23 protein-coding genes are annotated in these 25,630 nt (G+C 74.5%); 14 read left to right on the top strand and 9 right to left on the bottom strand.

Annotated elements, in window-relative coordinates; translation table 11 throughout:
- Positions 1-36 precede the first annotated feature (36 nt).
- The gene (locus tag AB0G08_RS15015; protein WP_358087448.1) at positions 37-681 is read right to left on the bottom strand and encodes a hypothetical protein; all 645 of its coding nucleotides are present in this window, start codon (positions 679-681) and stop codon (positions 37-39) included.
- Between the two features lie 31 nt (positions 682-712).
- Positions 713-1,168, bottom strand: a complete 456-nt coding sequence (locus AB0G08_RS15010) for an SRPBCC family protein (protein ID WP_358087446.1) — start codon at positions 1,166-1,168, stop codon at positions 713-715.
- A 190-nt stretch (positions 1,169-1,358) separates the two neighbouring features.
- Here AB0G08_RS15010 and AB0G08_RS15005 point away from each other — a divergent pair, with 190 nt between their 5' ends.
- From AB0G08_RS15005 to AB0G08_RS14985, 5 genes are all read left to right on the top strand, one after another.
- Complete coding sequence (locus tag AB0G08_RS15005; RefSeq protein ID WP_358087444.1) at positions 1,359-3,155, top strand: long-chain fatty acid--CoA ligase; 1,797 nt, start codon at positions 1,359-1,361, stop codon at positions 3,153-3,155.
- A gap of 14 nt (positions 3,156-3,169) precedes the next feature.
- Positions 3,170-4,864: a GAF domain-containing sensor histidine kinase gene (locus AB0G08_RS15000; protein ID WP_358087442.1), complete on the top strand. Its 1,695-nt coding sequence runs from the start codon at positions 3,170-3,172 to the stop codon at positions 4,862-4,864.
- Between the two features lie 7 nt (positions 4,865-4,871).
- Positions 4,872-5,540: a response regulator transcription factor gene (locus tag AB0G08_RS14995; protein ID WP_007072219.1), complete on the top strand. Its 669-nt coding sequence runs from the start codon at positions 4,872-4,874 to the stop codon at positions 5,538-5,540.
- 194 nt (positions 5,541-5,734) lie between these two features.
- A complete protein-coding gene (locus AB0G08_RS14990) occupies positions 5,735-6,544 on the top strand; it encodes an SAM-dependent methyltransferase (RefSeq protein ID WP_357873143.1) in 810 nt (269 codons plus the stop codon).
- Positions 6,545-6,659: 115 nt separating this feature from the next.
- Positions 6,660-8,315: a bifunctional diguanylate cyclase/phosphodiesterase gene (locus AB0G08_RS14985; RefSeq protein WP_358087555.1), complete on the top strand. Its 1,656-nt coding sequence runs from the start codon at positions 6,660-6,662 to the stop codon at positions 8,313-8,315.
- A gap of 53 nt (positions 8,316-8,368) precedes the next feature.
- On the opposite strand, the gene AB0G08_RS14980 is transcribed toward AB0G08_RS14985, so the two are convergent.
- Together AB0G08_RS14980 and AB0G08_RS14975 are read right to left on the bottom strand one after the other, a co-directional pair.
- Positions 8,369-9,493 carry a glycosyltransferase family 4 protein gene (locus tag AB0G08_RS14980; RefSeq protein ID WP_358087440.1) on the bottom strand — a complete coding sequence of 375 codons (1,125 nt, stop codon included), beginning with the start codon at positions 9,491-9,493 and terminating at the stop codon, positions 8,369-8,371.
- On the bottom strand, positions 9,490-10,749 hold the full coding sequence (locus tag AB0G08_RS14975) for a M48 family metallopeptidase (protein WP_358087438.1): 1,260 nt from the start codon (positions 10,747-10,749) through the stop codon (positions 9,490-9,492). The genes AB0G08_RS14980 and AB0G08_RS14975 overlap by 4 nt, the downstream gene beginning before the upstream one ends.
- A 297-nt stretch (positions 10,750-11,046) precedes the next feature.
- Between AB0G08_RS14975 and AB0G08_RS14970 the strand changes: the two genes are divergently transcribed.
- The 4 genes from AB0G08_RS14970 to AB0G08_RS14955 all read left to right on the top strand — a co-directional run bounded on the left by AB0G08_RS14970 (position 11,047) and on the right by AB0G08_RS14955 (position 14,303).
- On the top strand, positions 11,047-11,562 hold the full coding sequence (locus AB0G08_RS14970) for a hypothetical protein (protein ID WP_358087436.1): 516 nt from the start codon (positions 11,047-11,049) through the stop codon (positions 11,560-11,562).
- 76 nt (positions 11,563-11,638) lie between these two features.
- Complete coding sequence (locus AB0G08_RS14965) at positions 11,639-12,484, top strand: DUF4097 family beta strand repeat-containing protein (protein WP_358087435.1); 846 nt, start codon at positions 11,639-11,641, stop codon at positions 12,482-12,484.
- Positions 12,485-12,558: 74 nt separating this feature from the next.
- Positions 12,559-13,515: an ATP-binding cassette domain-containing protein gene (locus tag AB0G08_RS14960; protein ID WP_358087433.1), complete on the top strand. Its 957-nt coding sequence runs from the start codon at positions 12,559-12,561 to the stop codon at positions 13,513-13,515.
- Positions 13,512-14,303 (top strand): ABC transporter permease, encoded by a 792-nt coding sequence (locus AB0G08_RS14955; protein WP_358087432.1) that lies wholly within the window; start codon positions 13,512-13,514, stop codon positions 14,301-14,303. Before AB0G08_RS14960 ends, AB0G08_RS14955 begins: the two co-directional genes overlap by 4 nt.
- A gap of 111 nt (positions 14,304-14,414) precedes the next feature.
- Here the strand turns inward: AB0G08_RS14955 and AB0G08_RS14950 are convergent, their stop codons facing one another.
- Together AB0G08_RS14950 and AB0G08_RS14945 are read right to left on the bottom strand one after the other, a co-directional pair.
- Positions 14,415-14,627 (bottom strand): hypothetical protein, encoded by a 213-nt coding sequence (locus AB0G08_RS14950; RefSeq protein WP_357873135.1) that lies wholly within the window; start codon positions 14,625-14,627, stop codon positions 14,415-14,417.
- Between the two features lie 142 nt (positions 14,628-14,769).
- Positions 14,770-16,308 (bottom strand): NYN domain-containing protein, encoded by a 1,539-nt coding sequence (locus tag AB0G08_RS14945; protein WP_358087430.1) that lies wholly within the window; start codon positions 16,306-16,308, stop codon positions 14,770-14,772.
- A 127-nt stretch (positions 16,309-16,435) separates the two neighbouring features.
- Here AB0G08_RS14945 and AB0G08_RS14940 point away from each other — a divergent pair, with 127 nt between their 5' ends.
- The 5 genes from AB0G08_RS14940 to AB0G08_RS14920 all read left to right on the top strand — a co-directional run bounded on the left by AB0G08_RS14940 (position 16,436) and on the right by AB0G08_RS14920 (position 21,961).
- Positions 16,436-18,190 carry a DEDD exonuclease domain-containing protein gene (locus AB0G08_RS14940; protein ID WP_358087429.1) on the top strand — a complete coding sequence of 585 codons (1,755 nt, stop codon included), beginning with the start codon at positions 16,436-16,438 and terminating at the stop codon, positions 18,188-18,190.
- Between the two features lie 129 nt (positions 18,191-18,319).
- Positions 18,320-20,113, top strand: a complete 1,794-nt coding sequence (locus AB0G08_RS14935; protein WP_358087553.1) for a RelA/SpoT family protein — start codon at positions 18,320-18,322, stop codon at positions 20,111-20,113.
- Positions 20,114-20,165: 52 nt separating this feature from the next.
- Positions 20,166-20,708 (top strand): NUDIX domain-containing protein, encoded by a 543-nt coding sequence (locus AB0G08_RS14930; protein ID WP_358087427.1) that lies wholly within the window; start codon positions 20,166-20,168, stop codon positions 20,706-20,708.
- An 80-nt stretch (positions 20,709-20,788) separates the two neighbouring features.
- Positions 20,789-21,637, top strand: coding sequence for a sugar phosphate nucleotidyltransferase (locus AB0G08_RS14925; protein ID WP_358087551.1), 849 nt, complete (start codon positions 20,789-20,791; stop codon positions 21,635-21,637).
- A 36-nt stretch (positions 21,638-21,673) separates the two neighbouring features.
- On the top strand, positions 21,674-21,961 hold the full coding sequence (locus AB0G08_RS14920; RefSeq protein ID WP_088999172.1) for an Lrp/AsnC ligand binding domain-containing protein: 288 nt from the start codon (positions 21,674-21,676) through the stop codon (positions 21,959-21,961).
- 91 nt (positions 21,962-22,052) lie between these two features.
- Here AB0G08_RS14920 and AB0G08_RS14915 read toward each other — a convergent pair whose 3' ends face one another.
- From AB0G08_RS14915 to AB0G08_RS14905, 3 genes are all read right to left on the bottom strand, one after another.
- A complete protein-coding gene (locus tag AB0G08_RS14915) occupies positions 22,053-22,727 on the bottom strand; it encodes a DUF4142 domain-containing protein (protein WP_357873122.1) in 675 nt (224 codons plus the stop codon).
- Positions 22,728-22,904: 177 nt separating this feature from the next.
- Positions 22,905-24,536 (bottom strand): cytochrome bc complex cytochrome b subunit, encoded by a 1,632-nt coding sequence (locus AB0G08_RS14910; protein WP_358087425.1) that lies wholly within the window; start codon positions 24,534-24,536, stop codon positions 22,905-22,907.
- Entirely contained in the window at positions 24,533-25,621 is a 1,089-nt protein-coding gene (locus tag AB0G08_RS14905; protein WP_358087423.1) for a Rieske 2Fe-2S domain-containing protein, read from the bottom strand. Before AB0G08_RS14905 ends, AB0G08_RS14910 begins: the two co-directional genes overlap by 4 nt.
- Positions 25,622-25,630: the final 9 nt, after the last annotated feature.

The raw sequence follows: 25,630 nt of genomic DNA, 5'->3' as shown, positions 1-25,630 counted from the left end.
GGCGGACGACCGGCGCGTGGTCGGGATGTGCGTTGGTCAGGCCCCGTCGCCCGGGGGTTGCTCGCCCTCGTCGCCGGGAGCCCGGGACGCGGGGACCACGGGCCCGTCGGTGGACGTCCGGACGGTCACCGCGGCGGCCGGCCCGGCGACGTCGACGGGCGGCACGGCGGCCGGGGCGGCCTCGTCCTCCGCCCGCGTGGCGGCGGACCAGACGTCCCGCTCCGGTGCCGGCTGAGAATCATGCCCGCTACGGGTGGCCTCGCGCCACACGTGGTCGTCCCCGGCGCCCGGGCCGGGGGTCGTCGCCGGCCCGGGGGAGGCGTCGGTGGGGGCTTCGGCCGGGGCGAAGGCGCGCAGCAGGCTGGCCACCCCGGCGGCCAGGTCGCCCGCGCCGGTGGCGAGGCGCTCGGCGAACTCGGGACTGGGATCGCGCAGGGCCGCGATGCCCCGACAGACCGGACAGACGCAGCACTCGGCCGCACCGGTGGCGAAACCGCCCACGGTCGGCCCGGCCGACCCGCCCGGGCTGCCGCTGTGACCGAGGACACTCGACACGATCCCACCGAGCGGACCCCACTGACCGCCCTTCGAGCCGGCCGCGGCCAGCCGGGCGGCGGCCAGCGCCGTGGCGACCAGACGTTCGGCCTCTTCCCGGGCCGAACCCGGATCCGTTGCACCCACGTTCGGCTCCCCTACCCTGCCGCCGGAGGCGTCACTGCCCCGCACCGGATGCTTCTACCCGGCGCTTGAGCTGCTTCAACGCCGTATCCATGATCATTTTTTCGGCCTTGCGGCGGAACATGCCGAGCATCCCGACGGAGAGCTCGACCGCCAGGGTGTAGGTCACCGTCGTGCCGCCGTCCGGGTTGCCGTCCAGGTCGTACGAGCCGCGCTGGAACTTCTGCATCTTCGAGGGCGCCACCAGGTGCCACTCGATGCGGGAGAGGTCCTCGGCGTACTCGTAGGCCAGCACGTACTCGTCGGCCATCACGCCGGCGTCGATGGTGAACCGGACCTGGCTGGCGTAACCGTCCTCGTACTCCTCGATCACCTCCACCCGTCGCACCGCCTCGGTCCACTCGGGGTAGCTCGGGAAGTCGCAGATGACCGCCGCCACCTGCTCCGGTGACGCGCCGATGACGATCGACTGGGTGGAGGTGTCCGCCATGGGGGGAGGCTACCCGGCACCGGCGGCGCGCACGCCGCGCCGCCCCCGGCACGCCGGATCGCACGTCCGGCGGCGGGCCGCGGGCAGCCTGGGCGACCTGCCTTTTCACCCCCGGCGCCGGGGCGGGTAGGTTCGACGGAGCCGACCAGTGGTGGCGGCCCGCCCGGCCAGTGAGCACGAGGGAGTGCAGGTGCGCGAGTTCTCCGTCCCGCCGATCGTCACCGTCGGCGACGCGGCCAACCTCACCGACCCGGTCTGGGACAACGCCGAGGTCGCCCCGGACGAGGTCCAGTTCGTCCGCCCCGCCGGCGGCGCCTGGGCCGACGTCACGTGCCGGCAGTTCCGCGACGAGGTCGTCGCGGCGGCCAGGGGCCTGGTCGCCGCCGGCGTCCAGCCCGGCGACCGGGTCGGCCTGATGAGCCGCACGCGCTACGAGTGGACCCTGCTGGACTACGCGATCTGGGCCGCCGGCGCGGTCACCGTGCCGGTCTACGAGACCTCCAGCGCCGACCAGGCCGCCTGGATCCTGTCCGACTCCGGCGCGGTGGCCTGCGTGGTGGAGAGCAACGCGCACGCCACCCTCATCGCCGGCGTCCGGGACCGCCTGCCCGACCTGCGCGACGTCTGGCAGATCGAGCTGGACGCCGTGGCCGAGCTGGTCCGCTCCGGCGCGTCGGTCGACCCGGCGGAGATCGACCGGCGGCGGGCCGCCGTCCGCGCCGACGACCTCGCCACCATCATCTACACCAGCGGCACCACCGGCCGCCCCAAGGGCTGCGTGCTGACCCACCGCAACATGTACGCCGACATCGCCAACGCGGTGCCGGTGCTGCCGAACCTGTTCGGGCGGGGCGCCTCGACCCTGCTCTTCCTCCCGCTGGCGCACGCCTTCGCCCGGCTCATCCAAATCGGCGTGGTGCAGGCGCGGGCCACCATGCGGCACTGCGCGGACCCCAAGAACCTGGTTGCCGAGCTGCAGGAGTTCCGCCCCACCTTCGTGCTCTCGGTCCCGCGGGTCTTCGAGAAGGTCTACAACGGCGCCAAGCAGAAGGCCGAGGCCGACGGCAAGGGCCGGATCTTCGCCCGCGCGGAGCAGGTCGCCATCGCGTACAGCGAGGCGCTGGAGACCCGCGGCGGTCCCGGCCTGGCGCTGCGCGCCCAGCACGCGCTCTTCGACAAGCTGGTCTACCGCAAGCTGCGGGCGGCGCTCGGCGGACGGTGCCGGGACGCCATCTCCGGCGGCGCCCCGCTCGGCGCCCGGCTGGGCCACTTCTTCCGCGGCATCGGCGTGAACGTGTGCGAGGGCTACGGCCTGACCGAGACCTCCCCCGCCGCCTCCGCGAACCTGCCCGACGCCACCCGGATCGGCTCGGTCGGCCGGCCGCTGCCGGGGGTCACCATCCGGATCGACGACGACGGCGAGATCCTGATCTCCGGCGACCTGATCTTCCAGGGCTACTGGCGCAACGAGGCGGCGACCGCCGAGGCGCTCAGCGCGGACGGCTGGTTCCGCACCGGCGACCTGGGGCAGCTCGACGACGACGGCTTCCTCAGCATCACCGGCCGGAAGAAGGAGATCATCGTGACGGCCGGCGGCAAGAACGTCGCCCCGGCCGTGCTGGAGGACCAGGTCCGGGCCCACCCGCTGGTCAGCCAGTGCGTGGTGGTCGGCGACCGGGCGCCGTTCATCGCCGCGCTGGTCACCATCGACGAGGAGGCGCTGCCGCGCTGGCTCGCCTCGGCCGGCCTGCCGGAGGACACCCCCGTCGAGAAGCTGCGCGACCACGAGGGGCTGCGCGCCGAGATCCAGGGCGCCGTCGACGCCGCCAACCAGGCGGTCTCGAAGGCCGAGGCGATCAAGGTGTTCCGGATCCTGCCCCACGACTTCACCGAGGCGACCGGCGAGCTGACCCCGTCGCTGAAGGTCAAGCGGCAGGTGGTGCACACGTCGTACGCGGCGGAGATCGCCGACATCTACCGAGGCTGACTACCATCCGTCACGTGCCCGCCTCGACGCTCCCCCGGCCCCAGCCGCATCCCCTCGCCGCCGCCGCGCGCGTGGTCATGCTGGCGCTCGTCGCCGTCCTGACCCTGTTCGCCACGCACGACCCCGGCCAGCTCTGGTGGATCGCGCTGCTGGCGGTCGCCGGGCTGCCCGCCCTGCTGGCGCCCGAGCACCGGCCGATCGGCCCGCTCAGCCGGGTGGCCGAGGTGGTGGTGCTGGGGCTGGCCGCGAGCCAGGTCGCCGCCGTGTCCACCATCGGCGGGGACGTCGGCGGGCTGGGCGCCTCGGCGGTGCTGCCCTACCTGGCGGTCCCGGTGACCGTCACGGCGCTGCGCCGCCGGTTCCGCGAGGGTGTCGCCCTGCTCGCGGTCGCCGCGGCCACCCTGCTGGTGTCCGGTGCGCTCACCGAGGTCGACGGCGACCGGCAGATCGCCGAGCTCGGCTACCTCGCCGTCTGCGCCCAGTGGCTGATCCTGGCCGGGCTCGGCCTCACCGCCGCCAGCACCCTGCACCGCGTCATGCAGGTCCGCAACGAGGGCAAGCCCCAGCCGTACGCCGAGGCGACCCGGCTGCTCACCCAGCTGCGCACGGTGGCCCGGCAGCTGCCCGGGGCCACCCTGGACCCGGGCGGCATCTCCGAGCACCTGCTGGAGGAGCTGCGCACGGTGGCCCGGGCCGACCGGGCGGCCGTGCTGTCGGCCAGCGGCGGCGGCCGGCTGGTGGTGCTCGCCCAGGTGGGCGTGGAACGGGTCGACTGGGAGACGACGCTGGACGCGGACTCGGCCATCGCCGACGCGTGGGCCAGCCAGCAGCCGCACACCGCCGCCCGGTCGCAGGCCCGGTCGCACCGTGGCGGTGACGTCTCCGCCCTGATCGTGCCGCTGGTGGCCGGGGTGCGCACCGTCGGGCTGGTGGTGCTGGAGGCCGACGCGGCGCAGGCGTACCCGCCGCCGGTGGTGTCCCGGGTGACCGGGCTGACCCGGCCGGCCGCGCTGCGGCTGGAGGCGGCGCTGCTCTTCGACGAGGTCCGCTCGCTGGCCACCAACGAGGAACGCCAGCGGCTGGCCCGGGAGATCCACGACGGGGTGGCGCAGGAGCTGGTGATGGTCGGCTACGGCATCGACAACGCCCTGGCGTACGTCGACGAGGACCCGCAGGAGACCGCCGAGGCGCTGCGCACGCTGCGCGGCGAGGTGACCCGGGTGATCACCGAGCTGCGGCTGAGCCTCTTCGAGCTGCGCAGCGAGGTGGACCGGCACGGCGGCCTGGCCGCCGCGATCGCCGAGTACGCCCGCACGGTCGGCGCCTCCGGCGGGCTGCGGGTGCACCTGTCCCTGGACGAGTCCACCGCCCGGCTGCCCGCCGCCACCGAGGCCGAGCTGCTGCGCATCGCCCAGGAGGCGGTCACCAACGCGCGCAAGCACGCGGGCGCGTCTAATCTCTGGGTCACCTGTGAGGTCGACCCGCCGTACGCGCAGATCGAAGTGTCGGATGACGGTCAGGGGATCGCTGACCAGCGTTCCGACGGGCACTACGGTCTTGCGATCATGGCCGAGAGGGCGGAACGTATCCGAGGCCGGTTGGAGATCAGGCCGCGGCAACCGAGCGGCACGACCGTGGCGGTGGTGCTCGGCTCCTCGCCCCGGCGCGATAACGTGCGCGGTAGCGCAGCGGCAGCAGAAGGGGAGTAACCCGAGGATGACCACAAGTCCGACACCGGCCACCCGTACCAAGGTCCTCCTTGTCGACGATCACGACCTGATCCGCAAGGGCCTGCGGCACGCGTTCGAGCGCGACCGGCAGTTCGAGGTCGTCGGGGAGGCCGCCACGGCGGCGGAGGGCGTACGCCAGGCCGGTGCGCTGCAGCCGGACGTGGTGATCATGGACCTGCGGCTGCCCGACGGCAGCGGCCTGGAGGCCACCCGGGCGCTGCGCAAGTCGAGCGCCTCGATGGGCATCGTCGTGCTCACCATGTACGCCGGCGACGACCAGCTCTTCGGCGCCCTGGAGGCCGGGGCCAGCGCCTTCGTGCCGAAGACCGCCCCGGCCGACGAGGTGGTCGCCGCCGCGCGGCACGCCGCCTCCTCCCCCAGCGCCTTCACGGCCGCCGACCTGGCCGAGGCGATGAAGCGCCGGCTGGCCCCGTCCGGGCCGCAGCTCTCGCCCCGCGAGGGCCAGGTGCTGCGGCTGCTCGCCGACGGGATGAGCGTGGCGGGCATCGCCAAGCAGCTCTTCGTCAGCGAGTCCACCGCCAAGACGCACATCTCGAAGCTCTACGAGAAGCTGGGCGCGGCCAACCGGGCCCAGGCGCTGATGACCGCGCTGCGGCTCGGTCTGCTCGAGGCTCCCGACGCCCCGAAGTTCTGACCGGCTCCCGCCGGGAGCCCGACGACGTAGCACCGACGGGTCCGCGACCGCCGACGGGCGGCGCGGGCCCGTCGTCGTCGCATCGAGCGGCGGCGGCGAAGGGTTCGCGGCGCGCTATGGTCTCGCGGGCGACAAGCCGGCAGAATACCGGCGCGGGCAACGGTGTCCCGCGCGCCGACAGGAGGGGTGAACGCATGCAGCGGCCGGACTGGGCACCCGACGAGATCGACATCGAGCGCCCCAGCGTGGCCCGCATGTACGACTACTACCTCGGCGGCTCGCACAACTTCGCGGTCGACCGGGCGGCGGCCCAGGCGATGGTGGCGGCGGTGCCGGAGGCCCCGCTGATGGCGCAGGCGAACCGGGCGTTCCTGCGCCGCGCGGTGCAGTTCCTCCTCGACGCCGGCGTCCGGCAGTTCCTGGACGTCGGCTCGGGCATCCCGACGGTCGGCAACGTGCACGAGATCGCCCAGCGCGACGCCCCCGACGCCCGGGTGGTCTACGTCGACGTGGATCCGGTGGCGGTGGCCCACAGCCGGGAGATCCTGGAGGGCAACGACCGCGCCGTGGTGGTGCAGGAGGACCTGCGCCACCCCGAGCGCATCATCGCCCACCCCGACGTCCGCCGGCTGCTCGACTTCGACCAGCCGATCGCCGTGATGATCGTGGCGGTGCTGCACTTCGTCCCGGACGACGACCGGCCGGCCGAACTGCTGCGGACGCTGCGCGAGGCGCTCGCGCCGGGCAGCTACCTGGTGCTCTCGCAGGCCAGCGGCGACGGCCGTGGCGACGACGAGCGCGCCGACGCCGAGCGGGTCTACCGGCGGACCGACAACCCGCTGTGGATCCGCAGCCGCGGCGAGCTGACCGCCCTCTTCGACGGTTTCGAACTGGTCGACCCCGGCGTGGTCTGGGTGCCGCAGTGGCGCCCGGAGTCCCCCGACAGCGCCGAGGACGCCGAGCGGGCGGCCTTCATCGGCGGCGTCGGGCGACTCGGTGGATGAGCCACCCGGGGCGACCGCGGTCGCCCCGACCGGCACCACCGTGGGGCACCCGTCCCGCCCGGGGACGTTCGCCCGGGCGTGGGCCAAGGCCGTCTCCGGCACCAGTTACCTGCCGATGACCCAGGCCCAGCTCGAGGCCCTGCTGCAACGCCTCACCGAGGAGCTGGCGGCGGCGCTGCTGGCCGAGCCGATCGACCTGCGGGTGGGGCACCGGGTCGGCACCGAACTGGTGGCCGCCCACATCGCCTCGGCCGAGGCGCTGGGCCGTACGGTCGAGGTCGTCCAGCTCCGGCTGGCCCGCGACCTCGGGCTGGTCGAGGAGGAGGTCGAGGACCGGCTGGCCCGGCTGCTGGCCGCCGTGACCACCGGATACGCCCGCGCGCTGCGGGACCGGACGCTGGACGAGCAGGAGACGATCCGCCGGGCCGCGATGACCGCCCGGGCGGAGGCGGAGCGGGCGCTGCGCAGCAGCGAGGCGCGCTTCCGCCACCAGGCCACCCACGACCCGCTGACCGACCTGCCCAACCGGACGCTGTTGACGGAGCGCCTCCGCGCAGCCATCGACTCCCCCACCGGGGGCACGGCGCGCCTCGGTGTCTGCTTCCTCGACCTCGACCGGTTCAAGGTGGTCAACGACTCGCACGGGCACCAGGTCGGCGACGGGCTGCTGGTGGCCGTGGCGGACCGGCTCCGCCGGGCCCTCGACGGGCACCTGGTCGCCCGGCTCGGCGGGGACGAGTTCGTCGTCCTGGTCGAGGGCACCACCGGCACCGACGACGCCGTCGCCGTGGCCGAGGCCGCACTCGCGGCGGTACGCGAGCCGGTGCTGGTGGACGGGCACGAGCTGAGCGTCTCGGCGAGCATCGGCATCGTCGAGCGGGAGGTGGCCGGCGCCTCCCCCGGTGACCTGATGCGGGCGGCCGACAGCACGCTGCACTGGGCGAAGGCCGCCGGTGGCGACCGCTGGGCGCTCTACGACGCCGACCGGGACCGCCAGGACCTGGCCCGGTACGCGCTCTCCGCGGCCATCCCCGCGGCGCTGGAGCGGGGCGAGTTCTATCTCGACTTCCAGCCGCTGACGTCGCTGCGCGACGGCCGGGTGCTGGGCATGGAGGCCCTGGTGCGCTGGCGGCACCCGCAGCTGGGCGTCCTGCGGCCCGACAGCTTCATCGGGCTGGCCGAGGAGACCGGGCTGATCGTCCCGCTGGGCGGGTGGGTGCTGGCCGAGGCGTGCCGGCAGGCCGAGAGCTGGTCCGTCGACGCCGGGCCGGCCCCGTTCGTCAGCGTCAACCTGGCCGTGCGGCAGGTGCGCCGCGCGGGCCTCGTCCAGGAGGTACGCGCGCTGCTGCGGCACACCGGGCTGTCGCCGGAGCGGCTCCAACTGGAGATCACCGAGAGCACCATGATGAGCACCGCCGAGGAGCCGGTCCGGGCGCTGCGGGCGCTCGCCGACCTCGGCGTCCGGATCGCCATCGACGACTTCGGCACCGGCTACTGCAACCTGGCGTACCTGCGGGACCTGCCGGTGACCGAGCTGAAGGTCGCCGGGCAGTTCGTGGCCGGCCTGCGGGCACCGGAGGCCCGGGCCGACGAGCGGATCCTGGCCTCGCTCGTCTCCCTGGCGCACGCGCTGGACCTGACCGTCACCGCCGAGGGCGTGGAGACGGCCGGGCAGGCGGAGCGGCTGCGGGCGATCGGCTGCGACGCCGGCCAGGGCTGGCACTTCGGCCGCCCGGACTCCGCCGAGCGCGTCCTGGCCCGCCTGCGCTGACCCCTCGCCCGCCGCCGGCGGGGGCTACTTCCACCCGGCCACGCAGGACGATGTCAGCCGGCGAGCAGGGCGGCCATCCGCTGCGCCTGCGCCTCCCAGCGCCACTCCCGCTCCACCCACGCGCGACCGGCCGCGCCGAACTGGCGGGCCAGGTCCCGGTCGGCGAGCAGCGTGGCCACCCGGTCGGCGAGCTGGGCGACGTCCCGGCCCCGGACCACGAACCCCGTCTCGCCCTCGCGCACCGCGTCCGGCGCCCCGCCGGAGTCGCCGGCGACCACCGGCAGGCCGGTCGCGGAGGCCTCCAGGTAGACGATCCCGAGCCCCTCGACGTCCAGCCCCCGGTTGCGGGTACGGCAGGGCATGGCGTAGACGTCGCCGGCGGCGTAGTGGGCCGGCAGCTCGGCCGACGGCACCGAGCCGGTGAAGACCACGTCCCGCTCGACGCCCGCCTGCCGGGCCAGCTTCTCCAGCGTGGCCCGGTAGGGCCCGCCCCCGACCACCAGGAGCGCGGCGTCGGGGACCCGGCGACGGATCTCGGGCAGCGCCCGGATCAGCATGTCCTGCCCCTTGCGGGGCACCAGCCGGGACACGCAGACCACCACCGGGCGGTCGGCCAGCCCGAGCCGGAGCCGGACCGGTTCGCCGTCGACCGACGGGTGGTAGGCGTCCACGTCCACCCCGGGGGCGAGCCGGTGCAGCTCGGTCACCCCGTGCAGTGCCCGCTCCAGCCGCACCCGGGTGTACTCGCCCAGGTAGGTCGTCACGTCGACGCCGCGCCCGATGCGCCGCAGCGCGGCCCGGGCGGCCGGCAGCGCGGCCCAGCCGACCTCGTGCCCGTGGGTCTGCGCCACCGCCCGGCGGATGCCCGTCCGGCGGCGCAGGCCCGCGGCGAGCAGGCCCAGGGGCGCCGCCGCGCCGAACCACACCGTGTCGCAGTCGTACGCGCGCGCCAGGCGGGCGGCCCGGCGGGCCACGCGCGGGGTGGGCAGCAGCACCCGGGTGCGGTCCCGGACCACCTCGAACGGCTGGTCGGCGTCGAACTTCTCCGCGCCCCGCCACGTCGAGGCGTAGACGACCACGGACCCGGCGGGCTGGCGCACCGCGAGGTTGTGCACGAAGGACTGGATCCCGCCGGGGCGGGGCGGGAAGTCGTTGGTGATCAGCAGCGTGCGGCTCATCGGCCGGCCTCCCTGGCGTGGGCGCGGGCGGCGGCCATCCGCTCGACCGTGGACGGGTGCGTGGCGGAGTAGAGGTACTCCCAGCGTGGTGGATCCGGGTCGGCGAGGTTGATGCCGGCGAGCCGCCGCTGCATCGCCTCGAAGGCGGCCGGGTCGCCGGTCAACGCGAGCGCGTGCGCGTCGGCGCGCGCCTCCACCCGCCGCGACATCAGCGCCTGCGCCGGCGCCCAGACCAGCCCGGCCACCGTCACCAGGGCGACCAGCAGGGAGAACGCGCGCGGCTGGGCGACGGAGTCGACGCCGGCCAGCCGCAGCAGCGGGCCGGAGGAGCCGAGCAGGTAGAGCGCGACCACCGCGGCGGCGGCGCCCAGCGCCCCGGTCAGCGTGCCGACGGCGACGTCCCGGTCCTTGGCGTGCCCCAGCTCGTGCGCCACCACGGCGGTCGCCTCGGCCGGCGTCGCCTCGCGCAGCAGCGTGTCGTAGACCACCACCCGCCGGGTCGGCCCGAGCCCCGAGACGTACGCGTTGACCGCCCGGGTGCGTCGCGACGCGTCGGCGACCAGCACGTCGCGCACCGGGACGCCGTCGCGGGCCGCCATCTGCATCAGCTGGGTGCGCAGCGGTCCCTGCTCCAGCGGGGTGAACCGGTTGAAGACCGGCTCCACGAGCACCGGCAGCACGAAGGAGAGCAGCACCACCAGGGTCGCCGCGCCGGCCGCGCCGAACGCCCACCACCAGCGCGGCGACAGCCGGATGACGGTGTAGAAGCCGAGCAGCGCCACCGCGCCGATCACCGCGCTGACCGCGTACGACTTGAGCAGGTCGGCCGCCCAGCCGCTCCAGCCGTTGGTGCTCAGCTCGTAACGGGTGAGCACGGCCTGCCGCCATGCGGCGAACGGGAAGGTCACCAGGTCGGCGACGAGCACCACGGCGAGCCCGCCGAGGACGGCCTGGGCGGCCCAGTGGCCGCCGAACGGGCGGCCGGCCAGCTCGACGAGCCGGCTGCCCAGCGGGGTCAGGCCGAGCAGCAGGGCCACCAGCAGGCCGATCGCGATCGCGGCCCAGCCGGCGGGGCGCAGCGCGGAACGGAACTCCCGGCTGCGGGCCACCTGGTCGGCGGGGAGGTCGCCCAGCGCGGCGAGCTGGTCTGCCCGGGGGGCCGGCGGCCGGTGCCACGGGATCAGCAGCGCCGCCGCGACGAGAAGGGCGAGGGTCAGCCCGGCGAGGGTCAGCAGCGCCCAGCCGCGCGGGCTCACCGCGGCCCGCCCGGTGCCGGATGGAGGCGCGCGGGGCGTGCCGCGCCCAGCCGCCGGTGGCCCGCGTCGCCGCCGACCGCGGCCGGGCTGTCGCCACCACGCCGTACCCGCGTCATGCCGCCGCTCCCTCCGCCGTGACCGCCCATCCTATTGCCCGCCGCGCCGCCGCCCGCGCGGTGCCGGCCGCCGCCGTCCCGGCGACCGCTCCGCCCCTCCTGACGTCACCTGTCGCCACCATGACGCCAATCGGAGCCACGAGGGCTTGCTATGACGTCATTCTGATGCCATAGTGGCGTCATGGACCTGACGTCGTATGTCGACAACCTCCGGCAGGAACTGGCCGGCGTCGCCGAACTCGGCGGCGACGAGGCCCGCGCCCTCGCCGAACGACTGGCGGGGCCGCTCGAGTCGGCGCTCCGGCTGGCGCTACTGGACGCGCTGACCGCGGCGGCGGCCGAGATCACCCGCGACCTGGCACCCGGGTCGGTCGAGCTGCGCCTGCGCGGGCGCCAGCCGAGCTTCGTCGTGACGCCACCGCCGACCGGTCCGGAGTCCGCGGGCGAGCCGGAGGCCGCCGAGCCGGCCGTGCCGCCGGCGACGGAGGGCGAGGAGGGCACCACCTCGCGGATCAGCTTCCGCCTCTCCGAGCACCTGAAGGGCCGCATCGAGGAGGCCGCCGCCCGCGAGGGCCTCTCGGTCAACGCCTGGCTCGTCCGGGCGGCCACCGCCGCCGTGGCGGGCACCCCTACGGCCCGGCAACCGCAGCGACGCGCCGCCCGCAGCGGCGAGCGCTTCACCGGCTGGGCCCGCTGAGCGGCCCGCCACCGATCCGCTCCTGCACCGCCTCCGTCCCGGCCCGGGACATCCACTCGTCAGAAGGGACCGCGTCGTGCCCACATTCGACACCCCCGCTCCGATCTCGGCGACCGTCGACCTGGTCGTCGGTGACGTCCACGTCACGGCCACCGACCGCACCGACACGACCGTCGAGGTCCGCCCGAGCGACGCCGCCGCCGAAGCGGACGTCCGCGCCGCCGAACAGACCCGGGTGGAGTACGCCGACGGCCGGCTCCTGGTCAAGTCGCCCCGGCAGCGCGGGTTCGGGCTGTTCGGCAAGCCCGGCTCGGTCGACGTGACGATCGGGCTGCCCACCGGCTCGCACCTGCACGGCGACGCCTCCGTGGCGGCGTTCCACGGCAGCGGCCGGCTCGGCAGCTGCCGGATCCGGACCGCGACCGGCGACATCGACCTGGACCGCACCGCCGACGTGGACCTCGACACCTCCGCCGGCGGCGTCCGCGTCGAGCACGTGGCCGGCCCGGCCCGGATCAGCACCGGAACGGGCCGGATCCGGGTGCAGCAGGTCGACGGCGACGCGGTGGTCAGGAACAGCAACGGCGACAGCTGGCTCGGCACGGTCACCGGCGAGGTGCGGGTGAAGACGGCCAACGGCGAGACCACCGTCGAGCGCGCGCACGGCCCGGTCACCGCCACCACCGCCAACGGCGACATCCGGATCGGCGAGGTCTCGGCGGGCGCGGTGTCGGTCCGCACCGCGACCGGCGGACTCGACATCGGCGTCCGCTCCGGCACCGCCGCCCTGCTCGACCTGCACACCCAGTTCGGCCGCGTGGACAACCACCTCGAGGCGTACGAACCGTCCGGGAAGCCCGAGGGCGCCGTGCGGGTGACCGCCCGGACCTCCTTCGGCGACATCGTGATCCGCCGCTGCTGACCCCCGTTCCCCCGACCGGCCCGACCGCCGGTCGGGCCCTCGACCGGCCCGACGGCCGGCGTGAAGGAGAAGACATGCCACCCAGCCCGGCCCCGGCGGCCATCTCGGTCGCCGCCCTCCGGAAGTCCTTCGGCGAGCACGTGGTGCTCGACGGGATCGACCTCACCGTCGCCGCGGGGACGATCTTCGCCCTGCTCGGCCCCAACGGCGCCGGCAAGACCACCACCGTGCAGATCCTGTCCACCCTGATCGGCGCCGACTCCGGCGAGGCGCGGGTCGCCGGTCACGATGTCGCCCGGGAGCCCGACGCGGTACGCGCCGCGATCGGCGTGACCGGCCAGTTCTCCGCCGTCGACGGACTGCTCACCGGCGAGGAGAACCTGCGGCTCATGGCCGACCTGCACCACCTGCCCCGGGCCGAGGGGCGGCAGCGTGCGCGGGGCCTGCTCAGGATGTTCGACCTGACCGAGGCGGCCGGCAAGCCCGCCGCCAACTACTCCGGCGGGATGCGCCGGCGACTCGACCTGGCGATGGGACTGGTCGGCCGCCCCCGCGTCGTCTTCCTCGACGAGCCCACCACCGGGCTCGACCCGCGCAGCCGGCAGGCCATGTGGCAGATCGTCCGGGACCTGGTGGCCGACGGCGTCACCATCTTCCTCACCACCCAGTACCTGGAGGAGGCGGACCAGCTCGCCGACCGGATCGCCGTGCTCGACCACGGTCGCCTGGTGGCGGAGGGCAGCGCGGCGGAACTCAAGCGGCTCGTGCCCGGCGGGCACGTCAGCCTGCGTTTCGCCGACCGGGCCGCGTTCGACACGGCCGTGAGGGTGCTGCCCGAGCAGTCCCGCGACGCCGCCGAGCTCACCCTGCACGTGCCCGGCGACGGCGGTGTCCGGTCGCTGCGTGACCTGCTCGACGTGCTGGACAGCCAGTCGATCGCCGTGGAGTCGCTGTCGGTGCACACGCCCGACCTCGACGACGTCTTCCTGGCCCTCACCGGCCGGCCCGAGAAGGAGGGAACCCCCCGATGAGCACCCTGACGTACGCCGTACGCGACTCCGGCACGATGCTGCGCCGCAGCCTGCGCCGCTGGGTCCGCTACCCGTCGATGACGGTGCTGCTCGTCGGCATGCCCATCATGCTGCTGCTGTTGTTCGTCTACGTCTTCGGCGCGACCCTCGGCGCCGGGCTGGGCGGCGGTGCGGGCGACCGGGGCGACTACGTCAACTACGTCACCCCGGGGATCCTGCTGATAACCGCCGGCCTGGCCGCCACCGGGACGGCGGTGTCGGTCGCGATGGACATGACCGAGGGCATCATCGCCCGGTTCCGGACCATGGCGATCGCCCGGGCGTCGGTGCTGACCGGCCACGTGCTGGGCAGCATGGTGCAGACCGTGCTCAGCCTGGCGGTGGTCACCGGGGTCGCCCTGTCGATCGGGTTCCGGCCCACCACGGACGCGCCGGCCTGGCTGGCGGCCGCCGGCGTGCTGGTCATGACCGCCTTCGCGTTCACCTGGCTCTCGGTCGCGCTGGGGCTGGTCTCCAAGAGCGTCGAGACGGCGAGCAACCTCCCCATGCCGCTGACCTACCTGCCCTTCATCGGCAGCGGGTTCGTGCCCACCGACTCGATGCCCGACGGGCTGCGGCAGTTCGCCGAGCACCAGCCCTTCACCCCCATCATCGAGACCCTGCGCGGCCTGTTGACCGGCGGGCCGGTGGGGACGAACGCCGCCCTCGCGGTGGCCTGGTGCGCCGCCATCGCGCTGGTCGGCTACCTCTGGGCGAAGAAGCTGTTCAACCGCGACCCGTCCCGCTGACCGTCGTCCCCCGGCGCCCGTTCCCCGAGCCACCGCCCGGGGAACGGGCGCCGTCGGGGGCGGCTCTCCTCGTCCTCGGCGTGCCTGCCGTCGGGCGGCGGCCACGGCCCGTCACGCGACGCGGCGGCGTCGGGTGAGCCGCCCGGCCGGCCGGGGCGCGGGCAGCACCTCCACCTCGAACCCGGCCCGGGCGAACACCTCGATCGCCCGGGCCTCGGGGCCGCCCAGCCCGGCGGCCGGGGAGGAATCGTCGAACAGCGCGGTCACCAGGCAGTCGGCGCAGCCGTCGCCCCGGGCACCGCACCCGTCGCAGTCGATGAGCATCTCGCCTCCTGATGCGCTGCGGCGGCGGGCGGGACCTCCGTCGCCGCCCGACCACCATCGGTCACCACGACGTTAGGCCCGGGGTACGACAGAAAAGGGACAACCGGGTCGCGGACGGCCCGAAAGCGATCAAGCGCCCCGATCAGGACCGGGAGAGCCGGCGCAGCAGCGAGTCGGCGCCGAGCGGGTACGCGCCGTGCCGGCGTACGCCGTCGGCGACCTCGCGGTCCGAGGAGACCACCACCACCGGCCGGCCCGACGGCTCGGCGCGCACCAGGCGCCGGATCAGCTCGTCGGCGGTCTCCCCCTTGCGGGAGAAGAGCACCCGCACGCCGCGCGGCGAGGGCGGCAGCCCGTGCATCCGCTCGGCGCCGTCGAAGACCACCGTGACCTCGTCGCCGGTCTGCGCGGCGATCCCGCCCAGGCCGGTGATCAGCCGCTTGCGCTGCTGCTCCAGGGACATCTCGCCGAAGCCGCGCTTGGTCACGTTGTAGCCGTCGACCACGAGGTGCGCCCGGGGCAGGGCGAGCAGCTGGTCGAGGCGGGCCGGGTCGTCGGTGTCCCGGGCCCGGGCGGCGGTGCCGGCCGCCGTGGTGCCGGACTGGTCGGCGAAGGCGTCGGCCACGAAGTCCGCGGGCAGCTTGTCGACCGGATCGAGCGCCAGCTCGCGGCGCAGCCCGACGGCGGCCTGCCCGATGGTCTCCAGCAGCAGCCAGAGCCGGGCGTCGTCGACCGAGCGGGCCTCCTTGGCGCTGGCCCGGGCGACCCCCGCCGCCGCCTCGGCCTCGGCCAGCCGGGCCCGGACCCGGCGCAGCTCGGCGTCGGCGTCCGCCGCCGCCCGGGCGGCCCGGCCCCGCTCGGTGGCGAGCAGCTCCGTGGCCTTGCGCTCGCGGGCCTGCGTCTCGCGCAGCGACCGGGTCAGCTGCCGGCCCTCCTCGCGCAGCTGGCCGAGCTCCTCGCGGACCCGGGCCAGCTCGTCGCGGAGCTTCTCCGCCTCCACCCGGGCCACCGCCCGGTCGTGCTCGGCGCGGGTGGCCCGCTGCTCGGCCTCGCGGACCAGCTCGGCGACCACCGCGCTGTCGGCCTCGGCGCGGACCGCCGCGCCGCTGGCCTCGATCAGGTCCCGCCAGCCCCGGGGCCGGGCCAGGTAGGCCAGCGCGGCCACCTCGACCGGGTCGGCGGCGGCCGGCGCGGTGCCCTCCAGCACCGCGGCGCCCAGGTCGCCGCTGTCGGCGAGGACCCGGGCGGTGATCCGCTGGCGGAACAGCGGGTCCGCGGTGAGCTGGGCGGCGATCGCGGGGGCGCCGAGCCGCGCCCGGCGGTTGGGGGCGAACTTGGCGACCCGGCGCAGCGGCACCGGCACCTCGTCGGCGGGCAGCCCGGGCAGCACCGTCGCGGTGAGCGCCACGATGCGCTGCCGGACCGGCTCGGGCAGCACGGGCTCCGGCTCGGACACCGCCGCCCCGGGCTCGGAGGCCTCCGCCGCAGCCGCGGGCAAGGCCGCAGGCTCGGGCGAGGCCGCAGGCTCGGGCTCGGACACCTCCGCCGCAAGCTCGGACGCCGCCGGCTCGGTGGCCGCGGGCTGGCCGGCCTCGTCGGGGGCGCCCTCACCGGCGTCGCGCGCAGCGTCGACCGGATCCTCCTGCCGGAGGCGGTCGTCGTGCGGCTCGGTGAGGGGCATGTGGCAAGTCTCCCACCGCGACCGGGCCCACCGCCCGGTGAGTGAGCCGATCTCTCATCCTAGACCGGTGGTGACGTCTGGTGCCGATGGGACGGGAGTGTCGGACCGGACCGCTAGCGTGCCGCCGATGGCAGAGACCGAGTACGTCCAGGAGCCGCTGGCCGGTTTCGACCCGGGCGCGGGCGGGATCGACCCGGCGCTGCCGCTGTACGCGACGACGTTCGTGGTGGTCGACCTGGAGACCACCGGCGGCGCGCCGGACGGCGGCGGGATCACCGAGATCGGCGCGGTGAAGGTGCGCGGCGGCGAGGAGCTGGGCGTGCTGGCCACCCTGGTCAACCCGGGCGTGCCCATCCCGCCGTTCATCACCGTGCTCACCGGCATCACCCAGGCCATGCTGGTGCCGGCCCCGCCGATCGAGCAGGTGCTGCCGAGCTTCCTGGAGTTCATCACCGACGCCGTGCTGGTCGCCCACAACGCCCCCTACGACGTGGGCTTCCTCAAGGCCGCGTGCGCGAAGCACGGCTACCGCTGGCCCAACCCGCGGGTGCTCGACACCGCCGCGCTGGCCCGCCGGGTGCTGACCCGCGACGAGGTGCCCAACCGCAAGCTCGGCACCCTCGCGGCCTACTTCCGCACCGCCACCCAGCCGACCCACCGGGCGCTGGACGACGCCAAGGCCACCGTCGACGTGCTGCACGGGCTGATCGCCCGCCTGGCCGGGCACCGGGTCGACACCGTCGGCGACGCCATCGAGTTCGCCCGTGCGGTCACCCCCACCCAGCGACGCAAGCGGCACCTGGCCGAGGGGCTGCCGAAGGCGCCGGGGGTCTACATCTTCCGGGCCGCCGACGACCGGCCGCTCTACGTCGGCACCTCCGGCGACATCGCCACCCGGGTGCGCAGCTACTTCACGGCGGCGGAGAAGCGGGCCCGGATCTCCGAGATGCTCGCCGCGGCGGAGCGGGTGGAGGCGCTGGAGTGCGCCCACTCGCTGGAGGCGGAGGTCCGCGAGCTGCGGCTGATCGGGGCGCACGCCCCGCCGTACAACCGGCGGTCGAAGTTCCCGGAGCGGGTGCTCTGGCTGAAGCTGACCGACGGGCCGTACCCCCGGCTGTCGGTGGTCCGGGCCATCTCCCCCGGCGACGCCGCCTACCTCGGGCCGTTCAGCTCGCGTCGGGCGGCGGAGCTGGCCGCCGCCGGCTTCCACGACGCCGTGCCGCTGCGCCAGTGCACCCACCGGCTCTCGCTGCGCACGGTCACGCCGGCCTGCGCGCTGGCCGAGCTGGGTCGCTGCCCGGCGCCCTGCGAGCACCGGATCTCCCCGGAGGAGTACGACGCCCGCGCGGTCGCGCCGTTCCGCACCGCCACCGCCAGCGATCCCCAACCGGTGGTCGACGCCCTGCTCGCCCGGATCGACGCGCTCTCGGGCGCCCAACGCTACGAGGAGGCGGCGGTGGCCCGGTCCCGGCTCGCGGCGGTGCTGCGGGCGACCGTGCGGATGCAGCGGCTGACGGCGCTGACCGGGATCGCCGAGCTGGCCGCCGCGCGCCCGGCGGCCCGCGGCGGCTGGGAGCTGGCGCTGGTGCGCCACGGCCGGCTGGCCGGGGCGGGCGTCTCACCCCCCGGTGTCCACCCCCGACCGACGATCGCCGCGATCCGGGCGACCGCCGAGACCGTCCTGCCCGGCCACGGCCCGGTCCCGCGCGCCTCGGCCGAGGAGACCGAACGCATCCTGTCCTGGTTGGAACGACCGGAGACCCGGCTGGTGGAGATGACGTCCGGTTGGGCGTCCCCGGTGGCCGGCGCGGCCCGCTTCCGCGACCTGCTGAGCAAGGCCGAGAACGCCGCGTCCCACCAAAGCTCGACCGAACGCCCATGACCAAGTGACCGATCGGACTACCTCGCCTCCCTTAGGCTGTTAGAGAAGTGCAGTCCTGCCCGTTTCGTGGGCCTGCTCCCGGTTGCCGGGTGTCGGCGGCCGTGGAGCCGGGGTGAGGAGGTGTCCCACGTGGACGTCGACGCCGGACGCGGCGCCGCCCTGGGGGGCGCCCTGCCGACCCAACCGGGCGAGCTGCCGCTGGCCCGCCGGCTGCGCTCGCTGCTGAGCTGGCCCACCACCGACACCGACCCGGTCAGCCAGCTCGTCCGGACCCACCGGACGATTCACCCCGGCACCGAGCCCTCCGTGCTGCGCCGGGCCTACACCATCGCGGAGAACATGCACCGCGGGCAGTTCCGCAAGAGCGGCGAGCCCTACATCACCCACCCGCTGGCGGTGGCCCAGATCTGCGCCGAGATCGGCATGGACGCCATCACCCTGGTCGCCGCGCTGCTGCACGACACCGTGGAGGACACCCGCTACACCCTCCAGGCCCTCGCGGAGGACTTCGGGCCGGAGGTGGCGCACCTGGTCGACGGGGTGACCAAGTTCGACAAGGCGTTCTACGGCAAGGCCGCCGAGGCCGAGACGATCCGCAAGATGATCATCGCGGCCGGCAAGGACGTCCGGGTCCTGATCATCAAGCTGGCCGACCGGCTGCACAACATGCGCACCCTGGGCGTCCGGTCCGCCGCGTCGCGCGAGCGGATCGCCCGCAAGACGCAGGAGGTCCTGGTCCCGCTCTGCGACCGGCTGGGCATCCAGACGCTCAAGCGCGAGCTCGACGACGTGGTGCTGCTGCACCTGGAGCCGGAGGAGCACGCCCGGATCGCCCGGCACGTGCACGACCGGCCGGGCTGGGACGCGTACCTCGGCGAGGTGGTCACCCGGGCGAAGTCGGCCCTGCGCCGCAGCCGGGTGGCCGCGGCGGTGACCCCCCGCCCCCGGCACCTCTACTCGATCTGGAAGGACACCGTGGCCGGTGGCCACAGCGCCCCCTTCGACCTGCCCCGCATCGCGATCGTGGTGGACGGCCCGGCAACCGACTGTTACGCGGCCCTCGGCGCGATCCACGGCCTGTGGCGGCCGGTCCCCGGCCGGTTCAAGGACTTCATCGCCTCGCCCAAGAACAACCTCTACCGCTCCCTGCACACCACCGTCTGCGGGCCGAAGGACCGCACCGTCGAGGTGCTGATCCGCACCGAGGAGATGCACCGCTCGGCGGAGTACGGGGTCGCCGCCGACTTCCGCTTCCCGCGCTCCGGCGCCGGCACGGCCGCGGCCCGCGCGGAGCAGCTCGACTGGCTGCGCCGGGTGCTCGACTGGGAGCAGGACACGGCCGATCCGGCCCAGTTCCTCGAATCGCTGCGCTGCGACCTCGCCGAGGCGCAGGTCCAGGTCTTCGCCGACGGGCGACAGATCGTGCTGCCCGCCGGGGCGACCCCGGTCGACCTCGCGTACGAGTTGGGCACCGAGCGGGGCGACCACTGTCTCGCGGCGCGGATCAACGGCCGGCTGGCCCCGCTCTCCTCCGAACTGGACGAGGGCGACGTGGTGGAGATCTTCACCGAGACCGACGCGGCGAACGGCTTCGACGCCGACGTCGCCCCGCGCGGTCCCCGCCGGGAGTGGCTCGGCTTCGTCAAGTCCCCCCAGGCGCAGATGCAGATCAGCCGGTGGTTCGCCGAGCACACCGAGCCGGGCATCTCCATCACCGACAAGGTCCGCCTCGGCCGGGCCACCATCGGGCTGGCCCTGCGCAAGCACGACCGGGGCCTCGCCAGCGACCTGCCGCTGCTGCGGCTGTCGGAGGAACTCGGCTACCCCGACCTGGAGACCCTGCTGGTCGCGGTGTTCGACCGGGTGATCCAACCGGACACGGTCGTACGCCAGCTCATCGACCTGGTGGACCATCGGCAGTGACCGCTCCGGCCCGGGTGGTCCGAGCGTTCCTCGCGGCCACTAGCCTGGACGCATGATCCCCCGCTCGCGCGCCACCGGCCGGGCCGTCGCCTACCAGGTCTTCTACCGGCTGCCGTTGCCGGTACGTCGTCGCCTGGTCCGGCTGGCCGTGCCCAAGTACATCGTCGGCGCGGTCACCCTGGTCCGGGACAGCGAGGCCGAGGGGGCGGGCCGGTTGCTGCTGCTGCGCCAGCCGCCCGGCAGGGGCTGGGGACTGCCCGCCGGCCTGTTGCAGAAGGGCGAGGCACCGGTGGTGGGCGCCGCCCGGGAGCTGCACGAGGAGTCCGGCATCCGGCTCTCGCCCCGGCAGCTGAGCCCCGCGGTCCCGAACGCGGTGGTGCACGCCAAGGGCTGGGTGGACGTCGTGTTCACCGCCGAGGTGCCTGCGTCGACCACCGAGCTGAAGGTCGACGGGGCCGAGGTCTTCGAGGCCGCCTGGCACCCGCTGGACGACCTGCCCAAGCTGACCTGGCCGACGGCCCGGCTGCTCGCGTACTACGACATCGGGCCGCTGGCCGGGCAGTTCCCGCCACCGGTGCCCGACACGACGCCGTGAGCGCCGGTCGCGCCGCCGACGACGCCGCCCGTGCCGGCCACGGCGCGACCGGGGACGCCGGCGGGGCCGGGGTCTGCGCGGTGGTGCTCGCCGCCGGGGAGGGCACCCGGCTGCGGCCGCTGACCGAGCGGCTGCCCAAGGCGCTCTGCCCGGTGGGCAACGTGCCGCTGCTCGACCGGGCGCTGCACCGGCTGGCCGGGCTCGGCCTGGTCGGGCCCGACCGGGTCGCCGTCAACGCCTGCTACCTCGGCGACCAGGTCGTCGCGCACGTCGGGGACCGCGCCCACCTCTCGGTGGAGCCGGGCGACCCGCTCGGCACCGCCGGCGGGGTGGCGAACCTGCGGGAGTGGATCGCCGGGCGCGGGGTCCTGGTCGGCAACGCCGACGCCTACCTCGCCGACCCGGCGCGGCCCCCGGGCCCCGACATCGCCGCGCTGCTGCGCGACTGGGACGGCGACTCCGTACGCCTGCTCGGCCAGCCCGCCGCCGACCCGGCCGCACCGGGCACCTTCGACGGCCACGTGTTCACCGGCTTCTCGCTGCTGCCGTGGCGGCTGGTGCGGGGGCTGCCGGTCGGGTTCGGCGACCTCGTCCGGGCGCTCTGGCGCCCGGCGGAGGCGGCCGGCGTGCTGACCGTCGTGCCGTACGCCGGCACGTTCTACGACACCGGCACGCCGGCCGACTACCTGGCGGCCAACCTGCACGCCGCCAGCGGCGGCAACCTGGTGGACCCGACGGCCACGGTGACCGGCCGCTGCCGGGCGGCGGTGATCGGCGCGGGCGCGGTCGTCCACGGCGACGTGGAGCGGGCGGTCGTCTGGCCCGGCGCCACCGTCGGCCCCGGCGAGCGCCTGCGCGACGCGGTGCGCGCCGGCACCGCCCTCACCGTCCCCGGCACACCACCGGCCCCGGGCCGGGGAAACCTCTAGCATGGGCGACGACGCCGACGAACGGAGAAATGTCCCGTGATCACCGCGATCGTGCTGATCGACTGTGCCACCGACTCGATCCCCGAGGTGGCCGAGAACCTGGCCAACCTGCCCGGCGTCAGCGAGGTCTACTCGGTGGCCGGCCACGTCGACCTGATCGCGATGGTCCGGGTCCGAGAGTTCGAGCAGATCGCCCAGGTGATCGCCGGCAGCATCTCCAAGGTGCCCGGGGTGCTCAACACCGAGTCGCACATCGCCTTCCGGGCGTACTCCCAGCACGATCTGGAGGAGGCGTTCGCGATCGGCCTCGCCAACGCCGACTGACCCGGACGCCGGGCCGCGGGTCACGGCCCGGCACGCACGCGAGCGGCCGGCCCACCCCTGGGGATGGACCGGCCGTCGTGGTGCGCGGACGTCAGCTCTGCGTGGGAGCCGGCGTCTCGAAGGTGCCGCCCGGAGCCGGCGACTCGGTCGTGCCGCCCGGAGCCGGGGTCCCCGTGGTGCCACCCGGGGCCGGCGTCGTGCCGCCCGGGCTCGGGGTGCCGCTGGCGCTGGTCTGCGGCACCGGGATGCCCAGCTGCTCCGCCAACTGCACCAGCGCGTCGTAGTGCGCCTGCAGGGTCGGCAGGGCGGTCTGGGCCAGCTGGACCACCGACTGTTCGGAGCCCTGCGAGATCTCCGTCTGGGTGGCCTGGATGGCCTGGACGTGGCCGGCCAGCTCGCTGGTCACCCAGAGCCGGTCGAACTCCTCGCCGCTGGCGTTGTTGAGCTGGTCGATGACGGACTGCTGATCCGCGGTGGGCTCGCTCGGCAGCTCCACACCGAGCTGCGACGCGGTCTGCTGCACCGTCTGGTCGAGCTGGGTGTGGTCCGTCTTGAACCGGGCACCCAGGTCCTTGACCCCCTGGTTCTGGCCCTTCTGCTGGGCCAGGTCACCCGCGGTGATCTCGAACAGGTTGACCTGGTGCACGGCCTGCAGGTACTGCGTGTCCTGCGCCGACGGCTGCACCGCGGCCTGGGCCGCCGCGGCAGGCGCGACCCCCACCAGCACCAGCGCGGCCAGCAGGCCGAGGCGTTTGATACCCAACATGCTTCCCCCCCTTGAGACGTTGGATCGCACGGATACCCGGCTGACCGGGGTTATTCCTGCGATCCCCCGTCGGGGAGGCGACCGACCGACACGCCCGTGTCGACCCGTCGGAGGGCGGAAACGGACGTGGCGCCCGCCGGAGGACTCCGGCGGGCGCCACGTCGAGGTGTCGCGGGGTCAGCGGCGGCTCTCGCCGCTGCCGATCTCCTCCCGCTCCGGTCGGGCCTCGACCGGCGGGTGCCCCGGCGAGACCGGCGCCTCGGCCGGCTTCTCGATCGGGTAGAAGAAGCCCCGGATGGCCGGGCCGAGGGCGCCGAGGCGGTTCATCTTCTTCGGCACGACCCAGCCGGCGTACGGCAGCGCGCCGTGGCCGTCGCCGTGCCCGTCCGCCGCCGCGAGCGGCTGGTGGACCTCTTCGAACCGGCCGTCCGGCAGGCGCCGGATGATGCCGGTCTCGACGCCGTGCGCGAGCACCTCCCGGTCGTGCTGCTGGAGACCCAGGCAGATCCGGTAGGTGACGTAGTACGCCAGCGGCGGCACGACGAGCAGACCGATCCGGCCGGCCCAGGTCATCGCGTTCAGGCTGATCTGGAACTTGTCGGCGATGACGTCGTTGGCGCCGGAGAGGGTCAGCACGATGAAGAACGCGACCGCCATGGCGCCCAGGGCGGTCCGGGCCGGCACATCCCGGGGCCGCTGGAGCAGGTTGTGGCTCCTGGTGTCCTTGAGGCGCCGGGCCTCCAGGAACGGGTAGAGCGTCGACAGGCCGACCAGGATGCCCGGCAGCACGACCGTCGGCCAGAACAGCGGCGGGATCACGTACCCGTCGCCGATCGGGATGTTGATCTCCCAGGCGGGCATCAGGCGGGTCGAGCCGTCGAGGAACATGACGTACCAGTCGGGCTGGCTGGCGGCCGAGACCACCCACGCCTCGTACGGGCCGAACAGCCAGATCGGGTTGATCTGGAACAGGCCGCCCATCAGCGCGATCACGCCGAAGACGACCATGAAGAAGCCGCCCTGCTTGATCGCGTAGCGGGGAAACATCCGCTCGCCGACCACGTTGCCGTTGGTCCGGCCGGGGCCGGGCCACTGGGTGTGCTTCTGCTTGAAGACCAGGCCCAGGTGGGCGCCGATCAGCGCGAGCAGCAGGCCCGGGACGAGCAGCACGTGGGCGATGTAGAACCGGCTGATGATGATCGTGCCCGGGAACTCCCCGCCGAAGATCGACGAGGTGACCCAGGAGCCGATCACCGGGATGGAGAGCATGATCGCCGAGGCGATCCGCAGGCCGGTGCCGGAGAGGCCGTCGTCCGGCAGCGAGTAGCCGGTGAAGCCGGCGAGGAAGCCGACCCAGAACAGCAGCGAACCGATGATCCAGTTGGTCTCACGCGGCTTGCGGAAGGCGCCGGTGAAGAAGACCCGGAGCATGTGCACCACGATCGCGGCCATGAACAGCAGCGCCGACCAGTGGTGCATCTGCCGCATGATCAGGCCACCGCGGACGTCGAACGAGATGTCCAGGCTGGAGGCGTACGCGGCCGACATCGGCGTGCCCCGCAGCGGGGCGTAGCTGCCGTTGTAGACCACCTCGGTCATCGCCGGCTCGTAGAAGAACGTCAGGAAGACGCCGGTCAGCAGCAGGACGACGAACGAGAACAGCGCGATCTCGCCCAGCAGGAAGGACCAGTGGTCCGGGAAGACCTTGTTCAGCAGCCGGCGCAGCGGGGTGGCCACCTGGAAGCGGTCGTCCACTCCCCGGGCGACGTTGCCCGGCACAGCTGCCTTGTCAAACTTGCGCCGCTTCACGGCCGCTCCCAGAAGTCGGGCCCGACGGTCTCGGTGTAGTCGGACTTGGCCACGAAGTAGCCCTCGGAGTCCACCTCGATCGGCAGCTGCGGCAGCCGTCGGCTGGCCGGGCCGAAGATGGGCCGGGCGTTGTCGGTGATCAGGAACTGCGACTGGTGGCACGGGCAGAGCAGGCGGTTGGTCTGCTGCTCGTACAGGCTCGCCGGGCAGCCGGCGTGCGTGCAGATCTTCGAGTAGGCGGCGTAGTTGCCCCACATGTAGTCGCCGTGCCCGACCCGCTCGTTGGCCCGGCGCGACTCCTGCGCGTCGGAGTCCCGCAGGTGGATCAGCAGGGTCGGCGAGTCCGCGTGCAGGTTGCTCACGCCGTGGTCGATGCCGGGGAAGACGGTGATCTGGCCGCCCGCGCTGACGTCCGCCGGGCGCACCGGCCGGCCGTCCTCGCGGACCAGCCGGACCTTCTCGCCGCCCTCGGCCGGGGCGAACCCGGTCGTGAACATCTGGTTGTTCTTGTGCGGCTGGGAGATCAGGCCGCCGACCAGGGGCGCCGCGGCGACCGCGCCGACCGGCGCGAGACCGGCCAGCAGCGAGATGCCGAGCAGCGGCCGGCGCTTCACGCCCAGCTCGTCGGCCATGTAGAGCATCGTCTGGCCGGTGATGATCCGGTCGTCGGAGGCGACGGCGCCCTCGTGCCGGTCCTGGATCGAGACCTCCTTCGGCAGCAGCTTCTTGCCCCAGGTCAGGATGCCGAAGCCGATGCCGAGCAGGGCCACGCCGAGGGTGACGCCGAGCAGCGGGGTGTACCACTTGTCGCCGCCGCTGCCGGGGGCGTACTTCCACGGCCACCAGATGTAGACGACCAGGAAGGCGGTCGCCGCCAGGCCGGTCAGCAGGAAGAACGACGCGACGGTACGGGTCAGCCGGCGCTCGGCCTTGCTGCCCGGCGCCACCTGCGGCTCGTAGTGGACGATCTCGATGTCGTCCCGGCGCGCGCCCTCGCGGACGATGTCGAACTGGCTGAGCCCGGGGGTGTTCACGTCGAGCGGCTCCCGGCCCTGCTGGGCCTGGTGCTCGGTGTGCGTGGTCATGCCGTCACC

Origin of the sequence: Micromonospora sp. NPDC023644, from assembly GCF_040640115.1 — a bacterium.
Taxonomy (GTDB): Bacteria; Actinomycetota; Actinomycetes; order Mycobacteriales; family Micromonosporaceae; genus Micromonospora.
The sequence above is the reverse complement of the archived record's forward strand: the minus strand, read 5'-3'. Positions and strand labels throughout refer to the sequence as shown.

Bases quoted from the DNA above. Each gene is read 5' to 3' on its own strand.
- AB0G08_RS15010 (WP_358087446.1), bottom strand. From the start codon at position 1,168: ATGGCGGACACCTCCACCCAGTCGATCGTCATCGGCGCGTCACCGGAG.
- AB0G08_RS14995 (WP_007072219.1), top strand. From the start codon at position 4,872: ATGACCACAAGTCCGACACCGGCCACCCGTACCAAGGTCCTCCTTGTC.
- AB0G08_RS14990 (WP_357873143.1), top strand. From the start codon at position 5,735: ATGCAGCGGCCGGACTGGGCACCCGACGAGATCGACATCGAGCGCCCC.
- AB0G08_RS14985 (WP_358087555.1), top strand. From the start codon at position 6,660: ATGACCCAGGCCCAGCTCGAGGCCCTGCTGCAACGCCTCACCGAGGAG.
- AB0G08_RS14980 (WP_358087440.1), bottom strand. From the start codon at position 9,493: ATGAGCCGCACGCTGCTGATCACCAACGACTTCCCGCCCCGCCCCGGC.
- AB0G08_RS14970 (WP_358087436.1), top strand. From the start codon at position 11,047: ATGGACCTGACGTCGTATGTCGACAACCTCCGGCAGGAACTGGCCGGC.
- AB0G08_RS14960 (WP_358087433.1), top strand. From the start codon at position 12,559: ATGCCACCCAGCCCGGCCCCGGCGGCCATCTCGGTCGCCGCCCTCCGG.
- AB0G08_RS14955 (WP_358087432.1), top strand. From the start codon at position 13,512: ATGAGCACCCTGACGTACGCCGTACGCGACTCCGGCACGATGCTGCGC.
- AB0G08_RS14950 (WP_357873135.1), bottom strand. From the start codon at position 14,627: ATGCTCATCGACTGCGACGGGTGCGGTGCCCGGGGCGACGGCTGCGCC.
- AB0G08_RS14945 (WP_358087430.1), bottom strand. From the start codon at position 16,308: ATGCCCCTCACCGAGCCGCACGACGACCGCCTCCGGCAGGAGGATCCG.
- AB0G08_RS14940 (WP_358087429.1), top strand. From the start codon at position 16,436: ATGGCAGAGACCGAGTACGTCCAGGAGCCGCTGGCCGGTTTCGACCCG.
- AB0G08_RS14930 (WP_358087427.1), top strand. From the start codon at position 20,166: ATGATCCCCCGCTCGCGCGCCACCGGCCGGGCCGTCGCCTACCAGGTC.
- AB0G08_RS14915 (WP_357873122.1), bottom strand. From the start codon at position 22,727: ATGTTGGGTATCAAACGCCTCGGCCTGCTGGCCGCGCTGGTGCTGGTG.
- AB0G08_RS14905 (WP_358087423.1), bottom strand. From the start codon at position 25,621: ATGACCACGCACACCGAGCACCAGGCCCAGCAGGGCCGGGAGCCGCTC.